Source organism: Micromonospora sp. WMMD1120, assembly GCF_029626235.1.
Taxonomy (GTDB): Bacteria; Actinomycetota; Actinomycetes; order Mycobacteriales; family Micromonosporaceae; genus Micromonospora.
In genome coordinates this window covers 2,612,798-2,633,325 of sequence record NZ_JARUBO010000005.1, presented here as the reverse complement: position 1 = coordinate 2,633,325, position 20,528 = coordinate 2,612,798, and the positions used below count along the sequence as shown (strand labels likewise).

The following is a 20,528-nucleotide window of genomic DNA, read 5'->3' as shown; positions in this document are numbered from 1 at the left end:
ACCGATGGTCAGGTCTGGATGGAGAACGTCGCGACCACGCCGTTGTGGTCGGACCTGGTGCCGCCGACGATCTCGTAGCCGGTCATCCAGAGGAGCTGGTACTGCGGGAGCCGCTTCCAGAAGTAGATGTAGTCGATGTGCCGGTTGCCGTGCGTCCCGGCGCCCTGCTCGCCGTACAGGTTGTAGACCGAGCGCAGGTTCGGCAGCTCGTTGGCCTCGAAGACCTGCCACGGGAACTTCGCGTACCCGTGGTTGCGGTCGGCGCTGAAGTCGACGTTGAGGTCGCCGCTGACGATGACCTGCCCCTCGGCCTGCTTGGCGACCGCCAGGTCCTTGAGACCCTGGAACTGCGCCTCGGCGCACCTGGTGCGCGGCAGGTCCTCGGGCCGGCCCGCGTCCTCGATGCCCGCCACCGCGTGGGCGTTGATCTGGGTGACGTTGCGACCGCTGGCCTTGTGCCGGTATTTGACCCAGTTGTTGTACCGCGCGGGCGGCACCTCGCCCGGACCGTTGGTGTCACACACGAAGACCGAACCCCGATCGAGTACGTCGAAGACGCTCTTCCTGGCGATCAGCGCCTCGCCGGCCTGGTTGGTGCCGCCCGGGGCGTACAACCACCAGCCGTTGTCGGCGGCCCAGCTCTCCAGGTAGGCCTTGCGGTTGCCGACCTCGTTGAGACCGACGAGGTCCGCCGTGGCGGCGATCAGGTTCAGGTCGTGGGCGAAGTCGGCCTGGCTCAGCCCGTAGTAGATGTTCAGCGTCGCCGCCCGGAACGGCACCGTCGCGGCGACCGCCGGCGTGCCGGGCAGCAGGGCCGCCACCAGCGCTACAGCACCCACCAGAGCGCCCAGGGCCCGGGCCGACCAGAGCGTTGTCCTACGCATCGACTCTCTCCCTCGCACGTGTCCGCTCTCGGCGGCGGCCACCGCACCCTATCGACCACAGTCGACATGCCACCGAACAGCGGGGTAACAACCGGGTGGGGCGCCGGTTCGCGCGGCCACCCACGTCGGAGGTGCGACGCCCGTCACTGCGGGTTTGCGCGGCGCGGCTCCGGGTAGCGTCGATCCCGGTAGCCCGCAGTCGCGCCTACCTCGGTCCGGCATACTGCGGCGGGTGCGCCGATCAGGGAGGATCTGGCGCGATGACCCATGCACCGACCGGCCCTACCGGCCCGACGGACCCCCGCGACGCCTTCGCCGAGCTGGCCCGCATCAAGCTCGGTGAGACCAACCTCGACGAGGTGCTACGACGCGTCGCGGAACTGGCCAGGCGGGTGCTGCCCACCGAGGTCGAGGTGTCCGTCACCCTGCTGCGCGGCGACGCCGGGCACACGGCGGTGTTCACCGACGACCTGGCCCGCGAGTTGGACGAGCGGCAGTACACCCAGGGGCGCGGCCCCTGCCTGGACGCCTCCAGGAGCGGTGACGTGGTGTCGGTGCCCGACCTCGCCATCGAGGATCGCTGGCCGGACTGGGCCGCGGGCGGGGTGCGGGCCGGCGTGCGCAGCTCGGCCTCGATCGGCCTGCCCATCCAGGACGCGGTCGTCGGCGCGCTCAACGTCTATGCCCGAACCCCGCACGCCCTCGACGACCACGACACGATCGGCGTGCTACAGACCTTCGCCGCGTACGCCGCCGTCGCCCTGGCCAACGCCCACCTCTACGACAGCACCGCCACCCTCGCCCGGCAGATGCAGGACGCGATGGCCACCCGCGCCGTCATCGAGCAGGCCAAGGGCATCCTCATGGCCGAACGCCGCTGCACCCCCGACCGGGCGTTCGCCATCCTCGCCAGGGTGTCCCAGGACTCCAACCGCAAGGTCCGCGACGTCGCCCAGGCCCTCGTCGACCGCGCGGCCCGGACGCCCCGGGCCTGACCGCCGCCCGGACGGTCACCACGCCACGGGTACGGTCGGCACGCCACCCTGGCGTACCGCCGACGGAATCCCGAAGAGGGCGAGGGTGCCGGTCAGCTCGAGCACGCGGCGGACGATCGGCGCAGGATCGCGCAGGGTCAGTCCGCCACCCCGCTCGCTCAACAGTGCCCGCATCCGCACCAACGCGTCGACGCCGGACGCGCCGAAGAAGGTGACCATGGAGAGGTCCACGGTCACCAGCGGCACCGCCGCCACCGCCGGGCTCTCCAGCAGCTCGACGAGCAGGTGCGCGTTACTCATGTCGATCTCACCGGCTACCTCGACGCGCAGCAGCGCCGCGCTGTTCTCGCAGCTCAGCCACATGATCGGCTGATCCGGGCGGCGAGCGCCCGACGCGGTCGGGACGCGGTGGCACCCGAACCTGGGCAACTGTTGCGACATGGACGCCTCCCACCAACGGGTCGAAAGCTCCCGGCCGGTGTCGCCGTGGAGCGGGAGGGCGCATGTCTTGACCCAGAACGAACCTACGCCAGTCGGGCGGTCATCGCACAGCCAGACGTCGGCGATCAGGTACGGCGGGACGGCGTACGGCCTGATCAGGCGTACGTCGGGCGGACGGCGTCGCGGATCGCGGCACAGACCCGCAGGGCCTCGGCGTGACTGGCCGTCGAGCCATGTGCGACCAGCACGTGGCTCCTGGTGCCGTCGCGCCAGTCGATGCGCTCGCCCGGGTCCAGCCAACGGTCGACGCGCAGGACACCCTCGATGGCGCGGGCGTCACGGAGCCCGGCCAGTCCCACCAGCGTCTCGGCCTCGACAGGTGGTTGCAGGAAGTACTCGAACTCGACAGTACGGAAGTCGAGGGCGGGCACCTCGGGAAGCCTCCCGAGCGCGAGGTGCAGGGCCGCCCGGATCAGGTGGAACCCGGTGGACCGGTGGAGCAGCTCCGGGACGTACCCACCGACCCGGGCGTTCACCTCGATCAGGCGCGGCCCGGCGGCGGTGAGCTTGAGTTCGGTGTGCGTGACACCGTGCCGGATGCCGAGCGCGCGGACGGCGGCGACGGCCAGCTTCACGGCCTGCGCCTGGGCGGTGGGAGGCAGGGTGGACGGGATGACCACCCCGCTCTCGCGGAACGGCGGGGCGAGCGGGAACTTTCCGGTCACGCAGACGGGCCGGATCTCGTCGCCCCGCACCAACGCCTCGACGGACACGTAGTCGCCCCAGCCGGCCCCGGCCCGCGTCGGGTCGCCAACCAGAAGCTCCTCCACGATCACCGGCCCGGACCAGCCGGCGTCCCGGATCTCGGTGAGCGCCCGCTGACCCTCGGCGAGGGTGTCCACCCGGGTGGTGTTGCGGCTGCCGACACCGGTCACCGGTTTGATGACGGCGGGCAGGCCGACCTTGTCCAGCGCGATCACCAACTCGTCGGGCCCGGCCAGCACCTGGTGGCGGACGTGGTCGAGCCCGGCAGCCGCCAGGGCGTCCCGCTGCGCCGCCTTGTCGGTGCAGCGGCGGGTCGTCTCCGGCGAGTGGAACGGGAGGTCCGCCAGCGCGGCGACCGAGGCCGTCGTCGCCAGGCGTGGCTCGCTGAAGGTGACCAACCCGGCGGCTCCGGCGGCGCGCAGCCGCCCCGCCACCGACGCGTCATCGATGCCCGTGATGTCCAGCGTCGGCCCGGCGGCCTCGATCATCCGCCGCTGGCGGCGGGGCTCCTCGGCGGCGTAGTCGCAGACGAACAGCACCCGGCACTGGCCCTCGGCGGCGGCGGCGATCTCCGTCGGACCGGCGGCCCCGGCGTCGTAGAACACCGCCACCGTGGGGAGCGGATCGGGCACGACGCTCCTTCCGGTCCGTGCCGGCTCAGAAGCGGCGGAATCGGTTGATCGCATGCTCGTGCCTCGACCGGGTCGACGGGTCGGTGACGCCGCTGTCCTCCGTCGGCGCCAGGCAGAGGACCCCGACCTTGCCGTGGTGCCGGTTGTGGAACACGTCGTCCACCGCGCTGCCCACCTCGGCCAGCGGGTAGCTGCGGGACAGCGTGGGGTGGATCCGCCCCCTGACGATCAGCCGGTTGGCCTGCCACGCCTCCCGGTAGTTGGCGAAGTGCGAGCCGACGATGCGCTTCAGGTGCATCCAGAGGTAGCGGTTGTCGAACTCGTGGACGTAGCCGCTCGTCGAGGCGCAGGTGACGATCGTGCCGCCCCGGCGGGCCACGTAGACGGACGCGCCGAAGGTCTCCCGGCCGGGATGCTCGAAGACGATGTCGACGTCCTCGCCACCGGTCAGCTCACGGATCCGGGCGCCGAAGCGTCGCCACTCCCGTGGGTCCTGGGTGCGGTCGTCGCGCCAGAACCGGTAGTCGTCCACGCTGCGGTCGATGATCGCCTCGGCGCCCATGTCCCGGCAGATCTCGGCCTTCCGGTCGTTGGAGACCACGCAGATCGGGGTGGCGCCGCCGGCCAGCGCGTACTGGGTGGCGTACGAGCCGAGCCCGCCGGCCGCGCCCCAGACCAGGATGTTGTCGCCCTGGCGCATGTCCGCGCCCTTCGTCGACACGAGCTGCCGGTACGCCGTCGAGTTGACCAGTCCGGGCGAGGCCGCCTCCGCCCAACTCAGGTGAGCGGCCTTGGGCATCAGCTGGTTGGCCTTGACGAGCGCCAGCTCGGCCAGCCCACCGTAGTTGGTCTCGAAGCCCCAGATCCGCTGCTGCGGGTCGAGCATGGCGTCGTCGTGGCCCTCCGGATCCTCCAGCTCCACCGAGAGGCAGTGGGCCACCACCCGGTCGCCGGGACGCCACCGTCGTACGCCGGGACCGGTGCGCAGCACCACGCCCGCCAGGTCCGAGCCGATCACGTGGTACGGGAGACTGTGTCGGGCCGCGAGTCCTCCGGTGCGGGCGTACCGGTCGAGGAAGGCGAACGTGGGCACCGGCGAGAACAGCGCACTCCACACCGTGTTGTAGTTGATCGAGCTGGCCATCACGGCGATCAGCGCCTCGCCGGGGCCGGGCTCCGGTGTCGGCACCTCTTCGATGTGGATGGTCTTCGCCGGGTCCCGGTCGGCCACCGGAATCCCGTCGAAGATGGTCTGTTCCTCCCGGCGGAGCACTGCGGCGCGGTAGTGCTCCGGCACCGGCAGCGCCTCGATCTCGCCGCTGTCGGCGCTCTCCACCGTCTCGACGAAGGTCGCGTCCATCACTGCCTACCCCAACTTCATCTCGTCGTGGAACCAGGTGACGGTGCTGTCGATCGTGTCCTGCACCGTCGCCTGGTCGGGGCCCGTCAGCACGGCCGTCGCGATGGCCTCCGTGCTGTAGCTCGACCGCCCCATCCGGGTGCCGGGCTTCGCGTGCAGGCGGTAGTCGACGACGCCGGGCACCGGACAGCGCTCCGGCGCGTCCAGCAGGACGCCCTCGACCGGCGGGAACAACACCCAACCGACCGCCTGGTCGGGCTCGGCCGGGGGCGCGGGCGCCGGTCCGCCGGTCAGCGCCCCGATGTACGCGGCACCGAGGTCGAGGCCGAAGGCGAGCTTGGTCGCGGCGTGGATCTTGCCGCCGCCGATCCGGCTGGCGATCTCGTTGAAGACCAGCTCGCCGTCCGGGGTGCGGAAGACCTCGGCGTGGAAGATCGTCGTCTCCGGCGTGGGCAGCACGCTCAGCACCCGCTCGGTGAGGTCGGCGAGTGGCGCGCGCAGCGGGTCGTCGGCAGCGAGCTGCACGCTGCGCATCGCCACGCCGTCGAGGTGGGCGAGGCAGGAGCTCATGGCGGACGGCCAGATCAGGCGCGTGACGCCGTCCACCACCAGACCGTCGACGTGGTAGTGCTCGTGCGGCACGTAGCTCTCCACCAGCAGCGGCGCTCCGTCGTCGGTCCACAGGGACCGCTCGGTCGCCAGGAAGCGGTCGAGCGCGTCGTCGTCCCGGATCACCTCGACGCCCATCGACCCGTGCCCGCGCCGCGGCTTCACCACGATCGGGTACGGGTGGTCGCGCAGGAAGCGGTAGATGGCCGTCGCGTCGGGGGCCGCCGCGAAGGCCGCGACCGGGATGCCCGCGGCGGCCAGGATCTGCTTCATCACCAGCTTGTCGCGGAACGCCTCCGCGCTGCGGACGTCCTGCCCGCCGATGCCCATGGCCTCCCGCAGCCGCGCGGCGCGCAGCACGTCGGCCTCCGACATCGCGACGACGCTGTCGAAGCGGTGCCGCTGGTGCAGCCGCAGCGCGGTCAGCTCGACCATCGGGTTGTGCTCGTAGTCGGCGATCGGCACGACCTCGGCGTACCGGCTCAGGTCCGCGCCGGCGGTCACCGTGTCGTCGGTCACCACGACGATCGGGCCTGGTTCTCCCAACCAGGCCTGATAGGGCGTGTTCGCCAGCGAGTACCGATTGAGAACCAGGACGTTCACGTACGACCACCTCCCGCGTGGGATGCGCCATTTTAGGTCGGCCACACGAATTTCGACCATGGCATATCAAAGAATTTGATACGGGTTTGCACGAGCGTTTTGGAAACCTGGACTTTCGGATGAGGAAATGTTTAGACTCGCTCTCGGACGTATCGATGATGATCGCGCTGGGGGTCTGCAATCATGAGCTGCCAGGGCACCTCGAGGGCGCGCCGATGACCGGACCAACGCATCGCCTGGGCACCGTCAGCGGCGCCGCTCTCAGCCGATTGGTGCTGCACAGGACGGGTGACCGACGGCTCGCCGAGGACGTCCACGTGGTGGCCCAGGTGCTGCCCTTCAAGGTCAACTCGTATGTCGTCGACGAGCTGATCGACTGGTCCCGCGGCCCGGATGACCCGATTTTCCGGCTGGTCTTTCCGCATCGCGACATGTTGCCCAGCGACGATTTCGACAACGTTCGCCAGGCGCTCGACAAAGGCAGCCGGGAGGAGGTTGCGACGATCGTGGCAACGATCAGGGAAAGACTGAACCCGCACCCCTCGGACCAGTTGACGAAAAACATCCCGCAGTCCTCCGATTTCGATTCCTGGGGCCTCCAGCACAAATATCGAGAAACGCTTCTGGTCTTTCCCCGACACGGTCAGACCTGCCACTCCTACTGCGCCTACTGTTTCCGTTGGGCCCAGTTCGTGCAGCAGCCGGAGCTGCGTCAGGAGACCTCCGGCGCGAGCGCGATGACGCGGTACCTGCTGGCCCACCCAGAGATCACCGACGTGCTGCTCACCGGCGGCGACCCGCTGGTGATGCACACCGCCCTGCTGGAGCGCTACCTCCAGCCGTTCCTCGACGGCGAGCTACCGCACGTCACGACCATCCGGATCGGCACCAAGGCGCTGTCGTTCTGGCCGTACCGCTTCCTCGACGGCCCGCAGGCCGACGCCATGCTGGCGATGCTGGCCCGGCTCGTGCACGACGGCCGGCACGTCGCGCTGATGTTGCACGTGTCGCACCCCCGCGAACTCGAGACGGACGCGGCACGCGAGGCGCTGCGCCGGCTGCACGACACCGGCGTGGTCCTGCGCTCGCAGGCGCCGCTGGTGCGGCACGTGAACGACGACGCGTCGGTGTGGAGCCGGATGTGGAGCGCCCAGGTACGACTGGGGATCGTGCCCTACTACCTGTTCGTGGAGCGCGACACCGGCGCGAGCAGGTACTTCGGCCTGCCACTGGAACGCGCCTGGCAGATCTACCGCGACGCGGTGGCCGGAGTCTCCGGGTTGGGCCGCACCGCCCGGGGGCCGGTGATGTCGGCGACCCCGGGGAAGGTGGTCGTCGACGGCCGTGTCGAACTCGACCGCGGCCCGGCGTTCGCCCTGCGCTTCCTCCAGGCACGCCGGCCCGACCTGGTGGGTCGGCCGTTCTTCGCCACCTTCGACCCGCACGTGCAGTGGTGGGACGAGCTGAAGCCGTACCGCCCGTCCGACCGCGTGTTCTTCGCCGAGTGACCGCTACCGCCGAAAGGGACGACAACCCATGTCCGGAGAGAGGTCATGACAATCATCGACGTTCGCACGGTTCGCCCCGATCGGGTCGACCGCGCGTATCTGGAGTGGTTGACCGACCAGCCCGCCGACGTCTGGGAGGAGATCAACACCGACTTCGGTCTGCGCCAGGACATCCTGCGCCACTGCCAGACCCTGGTCCGACAGGCGTACACCGAGCACGACCCGGACGCGCTGCGGCAGCTGCACGACGCCCTGCTGGTCATCTACGACCGGGACTTCAGCGTCCCCGAGCCCGACCGCACCGACGCCGACCACCAGCCGCTGCTGCGCGACATCGCCGGCACGTTCGAGCGGGCCATGCTCGCCGACGAGCTGCGTCAGGTGCCCGAGGAGCAGATCACCGGCTACCCGGTCAACGGCAACCAGTACCTGACCTGGCTCAAGCGGCTCATCGCCCAGCACCCGGCGCGCAACCACGAGCTGTACGAGACCTACCTGTCCGACGAGGCGAGCGTCGAGGACTTCCGCTTCTACCTCGCGCAGGAGACCAGCCTCGATCCCCGCTTCGACGACATCCTGGCGCTCATGCAGGTCGGCACGGCCGGTCCGGAGAAGATGGAGATCGCCTCGAACTACTGGGACGAGATGGGCGGTGGACGTCCGGAGGACGTCCACACCCTGCTGTTCGCGCGGAGCCTCGACGTCGTCGGCGTCGACGACGCGTACGTCCGCGACAACCTCCTGCTGGACGCGCGGATCTCCTCGAACCTGTCCTCCTGCCTGGCGCTGGGTCGCCGCCACTACTACCGCGCGGTCGGCTACTTCGGGGTCACCGAATATCTGGTGCCGCAGCGGTTCAAGCCGTTCATCGCCGGCTGGCGGCGGCTCGGCCTGCCCGAGCGCGGCCTCGCCTACCACGAGTTGCACGTCCGGATCGACGCCGTGCACGCCGCCGGCTGGTTCCACAACGTCGTCGCCCCGCTGGTCTCGGCGAACCCCCGGGCCGGACGTGAGATCGCGGCCGGCGCGCTGATCCGCCTCAACTCCTCGGCCCGCTACCTGGACGCGTTGCTGGCCGAGATCCGCAAACGCCAGAGTCGCTGAAGCCCAGCCCTTCTCCCCGAGGACGGTGACCACCCATGACCCTCAACGCGCAACGATTCTCGATCTTCGACCTGCCACCGATCCCGCAGGACGTCGCCGACAGCTACGGCGATCTCAAGTTCGACGAGTACATGGGCGACAACCGCTACCGCCGGTTCGCGCAGTTCCGGATGTTCCGGGCCGACGACCGGTGGGAGTTCGAGCGACTGCCGCTGCGGCCGTACGTGACGTTCTCCAAGTACAACCCGGTGGCCGGCGGCATCCGACGCTACTACCAGCCGATCGAGGTCGACTTCACGCCGTTCATCAGGGCTGGCGCCGAGGAGATCCCGCTCGACACCGACCAGCAGTGGCAGGTGAACGTCCACCAGTTCCGGATCGTGGTGAAGAAGGACGTCGAGGGCGTCGTCGTTCCCGAGGGGCCGCACTCCGACGGCCGCGACTACGTGCTGATCGGTGTCTTCGGCAGGCACGGCATCACCGGCGCCGAGATGACGCTGATGAGCCCGTCGGTCGACGGCACGCCGTTCCACACCAGCACCCTGGAGGCCGGTCAGGGCGTCGTCTTCGCCGACCGGGAGATGTTCCATTACGTCTCGGAGATCGAGCCGATCGCCGAGGAGGGTCACCGCGACACCCTCATCGCGACCTGGGTGCCCTGGTCCGACAAGTGGTACGGCGAGGAGTTCGAGGAACGTGCCATCGCCGAGGGCTGAGCTACCGGACGACGAGGGGGAGACCATGACCGATTCGTACGTCGCGATGACACTGTATTTCCGGGTCGGTGACACGGATGTCGAGGAGTTGCGGGCCCTGGCGACCGCGCGGACCGCGTTCTACGACGACTATCCGGGACTGGTGCTCAAGGCGTTCGTGCACGACGTCGCGACCGGCCGCTACGGGTCGCACTTCCTCTGGCGGGACGCGGCGGCGGCCCGGGCGTTCCGGGAGAGTGACCTCATCGCGCAGATGGTGCGACGGTTCGGCCACCAACCGGAGATCCACCAGTACGAGGTCCTGGCCCTCGTCGAACCGCGCGGATCGGAAGCCGTCGCATGACCGCCGCCGTTCCGCTCACCCCCGCGCAGCAGGGCATCCTCTTCGAATGCATGGCCTCCCCGGTCAGTGACCTGTACGTCAACCAGCACAAGTGGCTCGTCGCGCCGGAGGCCGTCGCGTACCTCGAGGCGGCACTGGACGCCGCCACCGCACGGCACGAGGCGCTGCGGCTGCGCTTCGTCGCTGACGGCGACGGATGGTCGCAGACCTCGGACGCCGACGGCGCGCCGGTGGAGCGTCTCGACCTCCCCATCGACCCCGTCGCGAAACCGCAGCGGCTGCGCGCGGCGTTGCAGGAGATCCGGCTTCGGTGCGGTGCCCGGCAGCCGGGTCCGAAGTCCCGGTTCACGCTCGTCGGCCTGCGCGACGGGGCGCTGCTCGTCTGGACGTACCACCACGCGCTGCTGGACGGCTGGAGCGTCGAGCTGATCCTGCGCGAGCTGGACGCGGTGGTCAGCTCCCGGCTGGCCGACGACGTGGTGCGGCTGCGGCCCGCGCCGTCCTGGCTGAAGGTCGCCGAGGAGTCCCGGCACCTGCGCGACCGGGTGGCGGCCCGGGACCTGGCCTACTGGCAGGCCCGGCTGAGCGGCCTGCCCGCGCCGCCGACCCCGGCAGCGCCGGCCACGCGCCACCCGACCGGCGCCTACCACGAGGTACGCACGACGCTGCCGGACGACGACTCACGTGCCGTGCAGGCGGCGCTGCGGTCGGCCCGCATCACGCTCGGAACCCTGTCGGTGGCCGCTGTGGCGCTGGCCCGGGTGGCCGCCGAACGCGACACGCCGGCCGCCGTCATCGGCGGGATCACCGCGGGCCGACCGGCCGAGCTGACCGGCCGCGACCAGGTCGCCGGTCTGCTGGCCCAGGTGGTGCCGGTGCTCGTGACGATGCCGGGTGAGACACCGCTGGCCGAGTGGCTGGCGACGCTGCAACAGGAGCTGTCGCAGGACCGCGAGCACGCCACCGCGCCGCTGTGGGAGATCCAGCGGTCCCTCGGCCGGGACCGGTCGCTGTTCGACACCGGTGTGGCCGTGGAGAACTTCCAGACACCGCTTCCGGCGTTCCTGGCCGACCCGCCGACCTCCTGGCGGAGCGCCGGCGCGCTGCCGGAGGGCAGCAAGTCGAACTACACCCACGCCGTGCACGTCATGCCCGGCGAACGGGTCGAGGTGTTCCTGTCGTCGGCGGCGGACCAGGCGAGCCGCGCCGAGGCGGAACTCCTCGTCGAGCGGGTCGCGTACTTCCTCCGGCTGCTGGTGACCGAGTCGGGGCCGATGCGGCCGGAGATGTGGCTGACGCCGGCGGAGACCCGCCGGGTGACCGTCGACTGGAACGCCACCGACGAGCCCTACCCGACCGGGTTCACCATCGCCGAGCTGGTCGCCCGGCAGGCCGCCGTCCGGCCGCACGCGGTCGCGGTCGTGCACGGCGCCGACCGCCTGACGTACGCGGAACTCGACAGTCGCGCCAACCAGCTCGCCCACCACCTGGACATCGAGGTGTGCGACGTGGTGGCGGTGCGCATGCGGCGCTCGCCGAGCCTGATCGTGGCGATGCTCGCGGTGTGGAAGGCCGGCGGCGCCTACCTGCCACTGGAACCCGACCATCCCCGCGACCGGGCCCGGTACGAGGTGGAGGACGTCGGGGCGCGGGTCCTGCTCACCGAGGACGCCCTCGCGTCGACCGGGCCGGACGTCGCCGCGACCCACCTGGTGGACCTGACCGCCTGGGCGTACGACCACCACCCGACGACGGCGCCCGCTGTCGCGGCCCGACCGGAGCACGTGGCCCAGGTGCTCTACACGTCCGGCTCCACCGGCCGGCCGAAGGGCGTCCTGCTCGAACACCGCAACCTGGCCCGTTACCTGCACCGGATCAACGGCATCACCTGGGGGCCGGGGCTGCGCACCCTGCACTACTCACCGATCTCCTTCGACGCCCAGACGTACGAGATCTGGGCCGCGCTCACCCACGGCGGAGCCACGGTGCTGGCCGGCGACGGGCCGGTGGTGCCGGCCGTCCGGGCCGCCGTCCGCGACCACGGCGTGAACGCCATGTGGATGGCGTCGTCGTTCTTCAACGAGATGGCGCAGATCGAGCTGTTCACCGAGTTCGGCGACGTCACCATCGCGGTCGGCGGAGAGCCGGTCTCCCCCGCGCACACCGCCAAGGCGTACGCGCAGTCGGACCGGCTGCGCCTGGTGAACATCTACGGGCCGACCGAGTGTTCGGTCAAGGCCACCACCCACCCGATCCCCCGCGACGCCGGCTACACCGTCTCGGTGCCCATCGGGCGTCCGCTGCCGAACGTCCGCGCGTACGTGCTGGACGAGCGGCAGGAGCCGGTGCCGACCGGCGCGACCGGCGAGCTGTACCTGGGCGGACCCGGTGTGGCGCGCGGCTACCTCAACCGGCCGGAGCTGACCGAGCAGAGGTTCCTTCCCGACCGGTTCCGGCCGGGCGAGCGGGTCTACCGCACCGGCGACCTGGTCCGGTGGCAGGCCGACGGGCTGCTCGACTTCGTCGGTCGGGTGGACGACCAGGTGAAGGTCCGCGGACACCGCATCGAGCTGGGCGAGATCGAGTACGCGCTGGCCGAGTCGCCGCTGGTGCGCGGCGCGTGCGTCGTGGTGCGCGAGGACAAGCCGGGCGACCGCCGTCTCGCCGCGTACGTCGTGCCGGTCGACGGCGTGTCCGGGGACTGGCTCGACGACGTACGCAAACGGCTGGTGGACCGGCTGCCCGACTACATGATCCCGGACAGCCTCACCGTCCTGGACGAGATACCGCGCACCGCCCGCGGCAAGCTCGACCGGTCCGCGTTGCCGACACCCACGCGACGCCCGGACCAGACCGACGCCGCGCTCGACCCGCCACGTCCCGGCCTGGAGACCGAGCTGGCGCAGTTGTGGGCCAGCACGCTGAACGTGTCGCAGGTGGGTCGCAACCAGAGCTTCACCGACCTCGGCGGCCATTCGCTGCTGCTCATGCGGGTCCTCATGGACGTGCGGCGACGCTACCGCCTCGCGGGCATCCCGGTCGAGATGGCCGGGGCCCGCACCGTGGCCGAGATGGCCGAGATGCTCCGGCAAGAGAAGGTGGAACCCCGCGATGGATGAGAACTCGCGCAGTGTGCTGTTTCCCGCGGTCGCGTTCGGGGTGCATCCCGGGCTCCAGCACACCACGCCCGAGGCGCTACAGGAGGTGTGGCGGCTCGTCGAGGACCTCGGCTTCGACTGGATCTCGGTCTTCGACCACCTGTACGCGGCGAACGGGACCTCCGACGCCGAATGCCTGGAGTCGGTGGCCATGCACACCCTGCTGGCCGCCACCACCCGGCGGGTGCGCTGCGGCAGTCTGGTCTACGTGCCGTCGTACCGGCATCCGGCGATCCTCGCGAAGGCCGCCGCCACCATGGACATCATTTCCGGCGGCCGGGTCACGCTCGGCCTCGGCGCGGGCTGGCACCGCCGCGAGTACGAGGCGTTCGGCCTGGTCTACGAGTCCCGGCCGAAGCGGATCAAGCAGTTGCACGAGGCGCTGCGCTGCGTGGACGCCCTGCTCAACGGCGCCGGCCCGGCGACCTTCAGCGGCGAGTTCTTCCGCCTCGACGAGGCCCGCTGCGAGCCACGGCCGGTGCAGCGCCGGCTGCCACTGTGGATCGGCGGCGGTGGGGAGCAGCTGACCCTGCGCGTCGCCGCCGAGGCGGACGGCTGGAACGTCCCGTTCGTCGCCCCGGAGGTGTTCCGGCACAAGAAGGCGGTGCTCGCCGGGCACTGCGAGAAGCGGGGCCGGTCGGTGTCGGAGATCACCTGCTCGGTGAACATCGGTCTCGCCTGGACCGAGGACGACCTGTTGGAGCAGTTCGGGCGCAACGCCGAGCAGAGCCGGCCGGCCGTGCTGCACGGCTCCGTGCAGCAGATGCGCGACCTCATCGGCGCGTACGTCGACGCGGGCGCCGACCAGATCAACGTGGCGGTGCGCCCGCGCAAGGGACGCGGGCACCAACTTGAGGGCTTCGAGCGCCTGGCCGGCGTGCTGGGCCTCGTACCCCTGCGCTCGCCGGCCCTGGAGGTCGTCCGGTGAGCGCGGCCTGGGACGTCGGGACCGAACCCGGCGCGGTGGCCGCCGCCTGCAAGGCCACCACGCTGTTCGAGTGGGTAGCGCAGGACGGCTACCAACCGCTGGAGATCGTCAGCGCCGAGGGGTCAGCGTTCCGCACGGCGGATGGCCGGCGCGTGCTCGACTTCGCCAGCCAACTGGTGGTCACCAACCTGGGCCACTCGCTGGAGCCGATCCACCGGCGGGTGTACGAGGCGAGCCGCGAGCTGAGTTACGTGACGCCGCTGGCGGCCACCCGCCAGCGTGCGGAACTCGGCGCACGGCTCACCGCCTTCCTGCCCGACCACCTCACGAAGGTCTTCCTCAGCACCAGCGGAACGGAGGCCAACAACGACGCGATCCGGATCGCGCGTGCGGTGACCGGCCGGCAGCACATCCTCTATCGGGGCCGCTCCTACCACGGCAGCCAGGGGCCGGCCGCGATGTCGAGCGACGACGACCGGCGTCGGTTGTGGGAGCAGGAGCCCACCTACAGCGTTCCGTTCCGGGCCGGCTCCGGCGTGGTACGCGACGACGTGGCGGCGTTCCGGTGGGCCGTCGAGGCGCTCGCCCCACGGGGGATCGCGGCGGCCGTGGTCGAGGCGGTTCCGGGCGGCAGCGGGGTGCTGGTGCCCGCCGACGGCTACCTCGACGGTGTCGCCGAGGTGTGCCGGGAGCACGGCATCCTGTTGATCTGCGACGAGGTGCTGACCGGGTTCGGCCGCACCGGCCGCCGGTTCGCCTTCGAGCACTGGGACCTCCGCCCCGACCTGGTGACCGTCGGCAAGGCGCTCAGCGCCGGCGTGGCGCCGATCGCCGCGGTGGCGGTGAGCGCCGAGATCGCCGCCCGCTTCGACGACACCCCGTTCGGCTCCGGGCACACGTTCAGCGGGCACCCGCTCACCGCGGTGGCGGCGTCGGCGGCGTTGGAGGAGTACGAACGGACCGGTGCGGTGGAGCGGGCCGCCAAGCTCGGTGACGTGCTCGGCCGCGCCCTGCACGACATCGCCGACCGGGCCGACGCGGTAGCGGAGGCGCGGTCGATCGGCCTGCTCGGCGCGCTGGAACTCACCGACGCCGAGGCGCCCCGGCTGCGGCACTGGCACCAGCGGCTGCTCGACGCCGGCGTGTTCGTGATCGCCAAGGGCGCGAACCTGATCGTCGCGCCGCCCCTGGTGATCGACAACGGTGAGTTGGACGAGGGCCTGGCCGTCACGGCCCGGGTGCTGGCCGGGTAGCAGGGAGAGCCGCCGATGCGCCTGTCACAGATCAGCCTGCTCTCCCCGGACGAGGCCCGGCGGGTCACCGTCGACTGGAACGACACCGACCAGCAGTACCCGACCGACCGCACACTGGCGGAGGCGTTCACGCGGCAGGCCGCCGCGACCCCGGAGGCCGTCGCCGTCGTGTGTGGCGACGAGAGCGTCACGTACGCCGACCTCGACCGGCGGGCCGACCGGTTGGCGCGCCGCCTGCGGGCCGACGGGGTCGGGCCGGGCGACGTCGTGGCGGTCCGGATGGCCCGCTCCCCCGCCCTGGTCCGCACGCTGCTCGCGGTCTGGAAGGCCGGCGCGGCCTACCTCGCGCTCGACCCCACCCACCCGGACGACCGGGCCGAGCAGCAGATCCGCGACGCGGGCGCACGCGCACTCCCCCCCGACCTGGACGACGACTCCGACGACCGGCCCGCCGCGCCGCCGGTGCGGACCCGTCCGGGGCACCTGGCGTACGTCGTCTACACCTCCGGCTCCACCGGGACACCCCGCGGCATCCTGGTCCGGCACCGGGACCTGCTCTCGTACGTCCTGCGGTCCGGCATCGACCCGCTGACCCCGGCGGACACCGTGCTGTCGACCTGTTCGACGGCGTTCGACGTGTTCACCTACGAACTCTGGGCCACGCTGCTGACCGGGGCCCGCCTGGTGCTCCCCGAGCCGGGCTGGTTCCCGGACGCCGGCTCGCTGTCGCGGGAGATCCGGCGGCACCGGGTGACCCGGCTCTGGCTGCCACCGGCGCTGCTCAACAGCCTGTCCCCCGGCGAACTGGACCTCACCGGCGTACGGCACCTGATCACCGGCGGTGAACGCGCGTCCGCCGCCCACTGGCGGTCACTGCTCACCACGTACGACGGGGTGTTGTGGAACGCCTACGGCGCCACCGAGAGCACCGGGTGGAGCTTCCTCCATCCCCGGCGCGCCGGGGACGAGGTCCCGGCGGACGTCCCGCTCGGACGGCCCATCCCGAACATGCGCGGCTACGTGCTGGACGCGCGCCTGCAGCCGGTGCCGGCCGGCATGGCCGGTGAGCTGTACCTGGCCGGCCCCGGTGTCGCGGCCGGCTACCTGGGCCGGCCGGGGCTGACCGCCGAGAGGTTCCTGCCGGACCCGTTCCGGCCGGGGCAGCGGATGTACCGCACCGGCGACCTGGCCCGGTGGACCTCGGACGGGCTGCTGGAGTTCGCCGGCCGGGTCGACCACCAGGTGCAGGTACGCGGCCAACGCGTCGAGCCCGGCGAGATCGAGGCGGTGCTGACCGCGACGGCAGCGGTACGCCAGGCGTGCGTCGTGGCGCGCCCGGACCCACGGGGTCAGCAGCGGCTCGCCGCCTACCTGGTGCCGGAGGACAGCACGGACCCGGAGCGCGAGCGGGCCTACGTCGACGCCCAACGGCGTTCGTACGACGAGGCGGACGACAGCGCCGCCGACGTCGCGTTCGACATCTCCGGCTGGGCGTACCCGGCCGCGACGATGCGCGAGTGGGTCCGGGACACACTCCGCCGCCTCGGCCCCGGCCCGTACGGGCGGGTGCTGGACATCGGCTGCGGGACCGGGCTGCTGCTGTGGCGGCTCGCGCCGGACAGCACGGCGTACGTCGGCACCGACATCGCCGGTCAGGTCGTCGGGCGTCTCCGGGGGCACCTGGCCGAGGACCCGTCGCTGGCCCACGTCGAGGTCCGCGAGCAGGAGGCCACCGAACCTGCCGGTCAGGGGTACGACCTGGTCATCCTCAACTCGGTGGCGCAGCACTTCCCGCACGCCGCGTACCTGGAACGGGTGCTGAACCGGGCGGTGGAGTCGGCCGCCGCCGGGGGTCGGGTCTTCGTCGGCGACGTGCCGCACCGGGCCGTGGCGCCGGACGACCGGCCGGGCGAGCTCCGGGTCGACCCCGGCTGGTTCGTGGATCTCGCGGTCCGCCATCCACTGCTGCGCCGGGCCCGGGTCCTACCCAAGGCCGGCGCCACCGACACCGTGATGACCCGCTTCCGGTACGACGTCCTGCTCGACGTCGGCGCCCCAACGGACGACGAGGGCGAGCCACCGGCCACCCTGGACTGGTCCGGTCTGGCCCTGGCGCGCCGGGACCGGCCGGACGAGCTGGTCGTCACCGGGGTGCCGAACGCCCGGGTCCGGCCGGATGGCGACGGCCGTGCTCCCGCGCTCGACGACGTCCTCGCGGCGGGCCGGCACACCGAGGTGAGCTGGGTCGCGCCGGACGGCGGGACCTTCGACGTCTGCCTCGCAGCCTCCCCCGAGCGGGCCGTGGCCCTCATGTGGCGACATGTGCGCGCCACCGCGCGCGGCGGCACGACGAACAGTCCGCTGGCCGGCCGGGTGGCCGTCGACGAGGCGCGCGAGGCGGTGCGCCGGCACCTGCCGTCGTACATGATGCCGTCGGCGTTCACGGTGCTCGACGCGCTGCCGCTGAACGGCAGTGGAAAGGTCGACCGGTTCCTGCTGCCCGAGCCACAGTGGGGCCGGGAGGTCCGGCGCGCCGCCTACGTGGCGCCCCGCACCGACCTGGAGCAGGCGCTCGCCGACCGGGTCGGCACGGTGCTGCGGCAGGACCGCGTCGGAGTGCACGACAACTTCTTCGAGCTGGGCGGCGACTCGCTCAGCGCGCTCAAGCTCGTCGCGCTGGCGCGGGCCGCCGGCATCATCGAGCTGACCGGCCGGGACGTCTTCACCCACCAGACCGTCGCGGCGCTGGCCGACGCGGTGCGGGCAAGCCGGGAGGGCGGCTGATGGCCGTCGCCCGCAGCGCCCCGCTCGCGCCGTGGCAGGAGGGGATGTGGCTGCACACCCAGCTCAACCCGGACGAGCCGGTCTACACGATCGCCCGGCCCATGGTGGTCGGTGGTGACCTCGACGAGGGGCGGTTGCGCCGCGCGCTGGAGGTGGTGACGCGCCGGCACGAGACGCTGCGCACCACCATCCAGCCCGGCCCTCCGCCGGTGCAGTCCGTCGCGGACGCGGCACCAGTCGACCTGCGCACGTTCAGCGCCGACGGCCACGACGCGGCCACCCGGCTGGCGGTGAAGCTGGCCGGGGAGACGTTCGACCTGGCCGCCGGGCCGCTGTGGCGCGCGGCGCTGATCCGGTACGCGCCGGACGAGCAGATCCTGCTGCTCACGATGCACCACCTGATCGCGGACGGCTGGTCGGTGACGCTGCTGTGCGACGACATCGCGGCGGCGTACGACGGCGTCGCGCTCGCGGAGCTGCCGACGCAGTACGCCGACTTCGCCACCGAGCGGCAGCGCCGGCTCACCGCGGCGCGGCGGGAGAGGCAGTTGGCGTTCTGGCGCGACCGGCTGCACCCGCCGCCACCCCCGCTGGACCTGCCGCGGGCGAGCGACCACCGGGGCGAGCGCGAGATCCTGGAGATCGGTGGTGACCTGCGCGACAGGCTCGTGGCGCACGGCCTGCGGCACCGGGTCACGCTGTTCGCGACGATGCTCGGCGGGTTCGCCTGTCTGCTCGGCGTCTACTGTGGCGCGCGTGACGTGGTGGTCGGGTGCCCGGTGTCCCAGCGGCAGCGCCCGGAGCTGGAGCGGGTGCTCGGCCTGTTCATCAACACCGCCCCGGTGCGCGTACGCCTCGACGACGACCTGACCTTCGCCGAGCTGACGGTGCGGGTGCGCGAGCAGATGCTCGACGCGTACGACAACCTGGACGTGCCGTACGCCGAGGTGCTGCGGGCCACCGGCCCGGTTCCGGCGCTGTTCCAGGTGACCGACTTCCACGCGAATCTGCTCCGGCGGCTCGGTGACGCCGAGGTGACCCCGTTCGACCTGCCGGTCCTGCCGCTGCACCACGCCCTGGAGATGTCGGTGATCGACCACGGGGACCGCCTCCGGGTGCACCTGATCTACCCGCCGTCGACGTGGGACCGGCAGCGGGCCCGGGACTTCCTCGGCTACTACGAGAACGTTCTGACCAGCGCGACGGGAGAGCCGTGAGCGGCATCGGCCTGCGCGGCGTGCTGCGCGTACCCGGGGTGTCGAGGCTGCTCGCGGCGCAGACGTTCACCGTCTTCGGCGACACGGCGCTGGTGCTCTCGCTCGCCGTGTGGACCGAGAACCGCACCGGCAACAGCTCCGCCGCGTCCATGACCATCTTCGCGTTCCTCGTCGGCGTGGTCCTGGCGCCGTCGGCGGGCCGGTTCGTCTCCCGGCACCAGCCACGTTGGATGATGGCGCTGTCCAACCTGACCGCCGGCGGCATCGTGCTCCTGCTGCTGATGGCCGAGCACGTCCCGTTCTGGCTGGTCTACCCCTTCGCGGCGCTGTACGCGTTCGCCGGGTCGATCTTCGCGGGGGTCCTGGTCGGCTACCTGCGCGAGCAGGTGGCGGAGCCGCTGCGGGTTCCGGTGAACGCCGAGTTCCAGTCCCTGCAACAGGTCCTGCGCCTGGTGGCGCCGGTGGCGGGCGTGTGGCTGCTGGAGACCGGCGGCAACGGGTTGGTCGTGTTCGTGGTGACCGGCACGCTCGTCGTCGGCGCGGTGCTGGTCCTGCTCTGTCCCGACGTCGACGTGCCGCCCGAGCCGGCGCTGCCCGGCCCGCGCTGGGGCAGCTACGGCCTGATCTGGGCCGACCGCAACCTGCGCCGGGTCAGCGTGCTCGCCGTCCTCGGCAACGGCGCACAGGGTTTCGCGCAGACGCTCGGCTTCCTGGTGATCCAGCATTCGCTGCACCGGTCCGCCGGCTTCATCGCGGTGTTCGTCACCATCCAGTCCCTGGCCGGGATCATCTCGACGCGGATCGGCGCGTTCCGGCGCATCACGCAGCCGGTCCGACTGGTCCGGATCGGCCTGCTGCTGGCCGGGGTCGGTTACGCCGTACTCCTGCTGCCGGGTCTCTATCCCGTGCTCGGCGCGTTCGTCATCGTCGGCGCGGGCCTGCCCTGGGTACGCATCGGCTACACCAGCGCGCTGCAGAACTACAGCACCCCGGCCACCGCGAGCCGGATCGCGCTCGCCGGGCAGTCGCTGCTGAGCCTGGCGCAGACCGCCTTCATCGCGGTCGGCGCGCTGCTCGGGCTCTTCGTCGACTGGTGGGTCCTCGCCGTCACCATGGTCGTCGTCTTCCTCACCGCCGCGGCGATCCGCGGACCGGCGACGCCGCCCGCGCCGGCGCTGCCGCCCACCGACCCACGGCCCACCGAGGAGGTGTCGAGGTGACCCGCGGC

16 protein-coding genes are annotated in these 20,528 nt (G+C 71.7%); 11 read left to right on the top strand and 5 right to left on the bottom strand.

Annotation, left to right across the window (positions count from 1 at the left end; all coding sequences use genetic code 11):
• Window positions 1-8: 8 nt before the first annotated feature.
• Window positions 9-884, bottom strand: a complete 876-nt coding sequence (locus O7634_RS12430) for an endonuclease/exonuclease/phosphatase family protein (protein ID WP_278150294.1) — start codon at window positions 882-884, stop codon at window positions 9-11.
• A gap of 260 nt (window positions 885-1,144) precedes the next feature.
• Between O7634_RS12430 and O7634_RS12425 the strand changes: the two genes are divergently transcribed.
• On the top strand, window positions 1,145-1,879 hold the full coding sequence (locus O7634_RS12425) for a GAF and ANTAR domain-containing protein (RefSeq protein WP_278150293.1): 735 nt from the start codon (window positions 1,145-1,147) through the stop codon (window positions 1,877-1,879).
• A 15-nt stretch (window positions 1,880-1,894) separates the two neighbouring features.
• Here O7634_RS12425 and O7634_RS12420 read toward each other — a convergent pair whose 3' ends face one another.
• The 4 genes from O7634_RS12420 to O7634_RS12405 form a co-directional block, all read right to left on the bottom strand.
• Complete coding sequence (locus tag O7634_RS12420; protein WP_278150292.1) at window positions 1,895-2,242, bottom strand: STAS domain-containing protein; 348 nt, start codon at window positions 2,240-2,242, stop codon at window positions 1,895-1,897.
• Between the two features lie 233 nt (window positions 2,243-2,475).
• Window positions 2,476-3,717 carry an ATP-grasp domain-containing protein gene (locus O7634_RS12415; protein ID WP_278150291.1) on the bottom strand — a complete coding sequence of 414 codons (1,242 nt, stop codon included), beginning with the start codon at window positions 3,715-3,717 and terminating at the stop codon, window positions 2,476-2,478.
• A gap of 25 nt (window positions 3,718-3,742) precedes the next feature.
• A complete protein-coding gene (gene ccrA / locus O7634_RS12410; RefSeq protein ID WP_278150290.1) occupies window positions 3,743-5,077 on the bottom strand; it encodes a crotonyl-CoA carboxylase/reductase in 1,335 nt (444 codons plus the stop codon).
• Window positions 5,078-5,083: 6 nt separating this feature from the next.
• Window positions 5,084-6,289: an ATP-grasp domain-containing protein gene (locus O7634_RS12405; RefSeq protein ID WP_278150289.1), complete on the bottom strand. Its 1,206-nt coding sequence runs from the start codon at window positions 6,287-6,289 to the stop codon at window positions 5,084-5,086.
• Between the two features lie 215 nt (window positions 6,290-6,504).
• Between O7634_RS12405 and O7634_RS12400 the strand changes: the two genes are divergently transcribed.
• Genes O7634_RS12400 through O7634_RS12355 form a run of 10 tightly spaced genes read left to right on the top strand, consistent with a single transcriptional unit; the run spans window position 6,505 to window position 20,520 of the window.
• Entirely contained in the window at window positions 6,505-7,797 is a 1,293-nt protein-coding gene (locus O7634_RS12400) for a lysine 2,3-aminomutase (protein WP_278150288.1), read from the top strand.
• A 45-nt stretch (window positions 7,798-7,842) separates the two neighbouring features.
• Window positions 7,843-8,901 carry an iron-containing redox enzyme family protein gene (locus tag O7634_RS12395; RefSeq protein WP_278150287.1) on the top strand — a complete coding sequence of 353 codons (1,059 nt, stop codon included), beginning with the start codon at window positions 7,843-7,845 and terminating at the stop codon, window positions 8,899-8,901.
• 35 nt (window positions 8,902-8,936) lie between these two features.
• Window positions 8,937-9,617: a 2OG-Fe dioxygenase family protein gene (locus O7634_RS12390; RefSeq protein ID WP_278150286.1), complete on the top strand. Its 681-nt coding sequence runs from the start codon at window positions 8,937-8,939 to the stop codon at window positions 9,615-9,617.
• Between the two features lie 25 nt (window positions 9,618-9,642).
• On the top strand, window positions 9,643-9,960 hold the full coding sequence (locus O7634_RS12385) for a hypothetical protein (protein ID WP_278150285.1): 318 nt from the start codon (window positions 9,643-9,645) through the stop codon (window positions 9,958-9,960).
• Complete coding sequence (locus O7634_RS12380) at window positions 9,957-13,079, top strand: amino acid adenylation domain-containing protein (protein ID WP_278150284.1); 3,123 nt, start codon at window positions 9,957-9,959, stop codon at window positions 13,077-13,079. Before O7634_RS12385 ends, O7634_RS12380 begins: the two co-directional genes overlap by 4 nt.
• Complete coding sequence (locus O7634_RS12375; RefSeq protein WP_278150283.1) at window positions 13,072-14,046, top strand: LLM class flavin-dependent oxidoreductase; 975 nt, start codon at window positions 13,072-13,074, stop codon at window positions 14,044-14,046. The genes O7634_RS12380 and O7634_RS12375 overlap by 8 nt, the downstream gene beginning before the upstream one ends.
• Window positions 14,043-15,299, top strand: a complete 1,257-nt coding sequence (locus O7634_RS12370) for an aspartate aminotransferase family protein (protein WP_278150282.1) — start codon at window positions 14,043-14,045, stop codon at window positions 15,297-15,299. Before O7634_RS12375 ends, O7634_RS12370 begins: the two co-directional genes overlap by 4 nt.
• Before the next feature lie 15 nt (window positions 15,300-15,314).
• Window positions 15,315-18,083, top strand: a complete 2,769-nt coding sequence (locus O7634_RS12365) for an amino acid adenylation domain-containing protein (protein WP_278150281.1) — start codon at window positions 15,315-15,317, stop codon at window positions 18,081-18,083.
• Window positions 18,083-19,300 carry a condensation domain-containing protein gene (locus tag O7634_RS12360; protein ID WP_278150280.1) on the top strand — a complete coding sequence of 406 codons (1,218 nt, stop codon included), beginning with the start codon at window positions 18,083-18,085 and terminating at the stop codon, window positions 19,298-19,300. The genes O7634_RS12365 and O7634_RS12360 overlap by 1 nt, the downstream gene beginning before the upstream one ends.
• Complete coding sequence (locus O7634_RS12355; RefSeq protein WP_278150279.1) at window positions 19,297-20,520, top strand: MFS transporter; 1,224 nt, start codon at window positions 19,297-19,299, stop codon at window positions 20,518-20,520. Before O7634_RS12360 ends, O7634_RS12355 begins: the two co-directional genes overlap by 4 nt.
• The last annotated feature ends 8 nt before the right edge of the window (window positions 20,521-20,528 follow it).

Excerpts from the sequence above, each read along its gene's own strand:
- O7634_RS12430 (WP_278150294.1), bottom strand. The coding sequence starts at position 884 with ATGCGTAGGACAACGCTCTGGTCGGCCCGGGCCCTGGGCGCTCTGGTG.
- O7634_RS12395 (WP_278150287.1), top strand. The coding sequence starts at position 7,843 with ATGACAATCATCGACGTTCGCACGGTTCGCCCCGATCGGGTCGACCGC.
- O7634_RS12425 (WP_278150293.1), top strand. The coding sequence starts at position 1,145 with ATGACCCATGCACCGACCGGCCCTACCGGCCCGACGGACCCCCGCGAC.
- O7634_RS12365 (WP_278150281.1), top strand. The coding sequence starts at position 15,315 with ATGCGCCTGTCACAGATCAGCCTGCTCTCCCCGGACGAGGCCCGGCGG.
- O7634_RS12380 (WP_278150284.1), top strand. The coding sequence starts at position 9,957 with ATGACCGCCGCCGTTCCGCTCACCCCCGCGCAGCAGGGCATCCTCTTC.
- O7634_RS12385 (WP_278150285.1), top strand. The coding sequence starts at position 9,643 with ATGACCGATTCGTACGTCGCGATGACACTGTATTTCCGGGTCGGTGAC.
- O7634_RS12420 (WP_278150292.1), bottom strand. The coding sequence starts at position 2,242 with ATGTGGCTGAGCTGCGAGAACAGCGCGGCGCTGCTGCGCGTCGAGGTA.
- O7634_RS12360 (WP_278150280.1), top strand. The coding sequence starts at position 18,083 with ATGGCCGTCGCCCGCAGCGCCCCGCTCGCGCCGTGGCAGGAGGGGATG.
- O7634_RS12375 (WP_278150283.1), top strand. The coding sequence starts at position 13,072 with ATGGATGAGAACTCGCGCAGTGTGCTGTTTCCCGCGGTCGCGTTCGGG.
- O7634_RS12400 (WP_278150288.1), top strand. The coding sequence starts at position 6,505 with ATGACCGGACCAACGCATCGCCTGGGCACCGTCAGCGGCGCCGCTCTC.
- ccrA (WP_278150290.1), bottom strand. The coding sequence starts at position 5,077 with ATGGACGCGACCTTCGTCGAGACGGTGGAGAGCGCCGACAGCGGCGAG.
- O7634_RS12390 (WP_278150286.1), top strand. The coding sequence starts at position 8,937 with ATGACCCTCAACGCGCAACGATTCTCGATCTTCGACCTGCCACCGATC.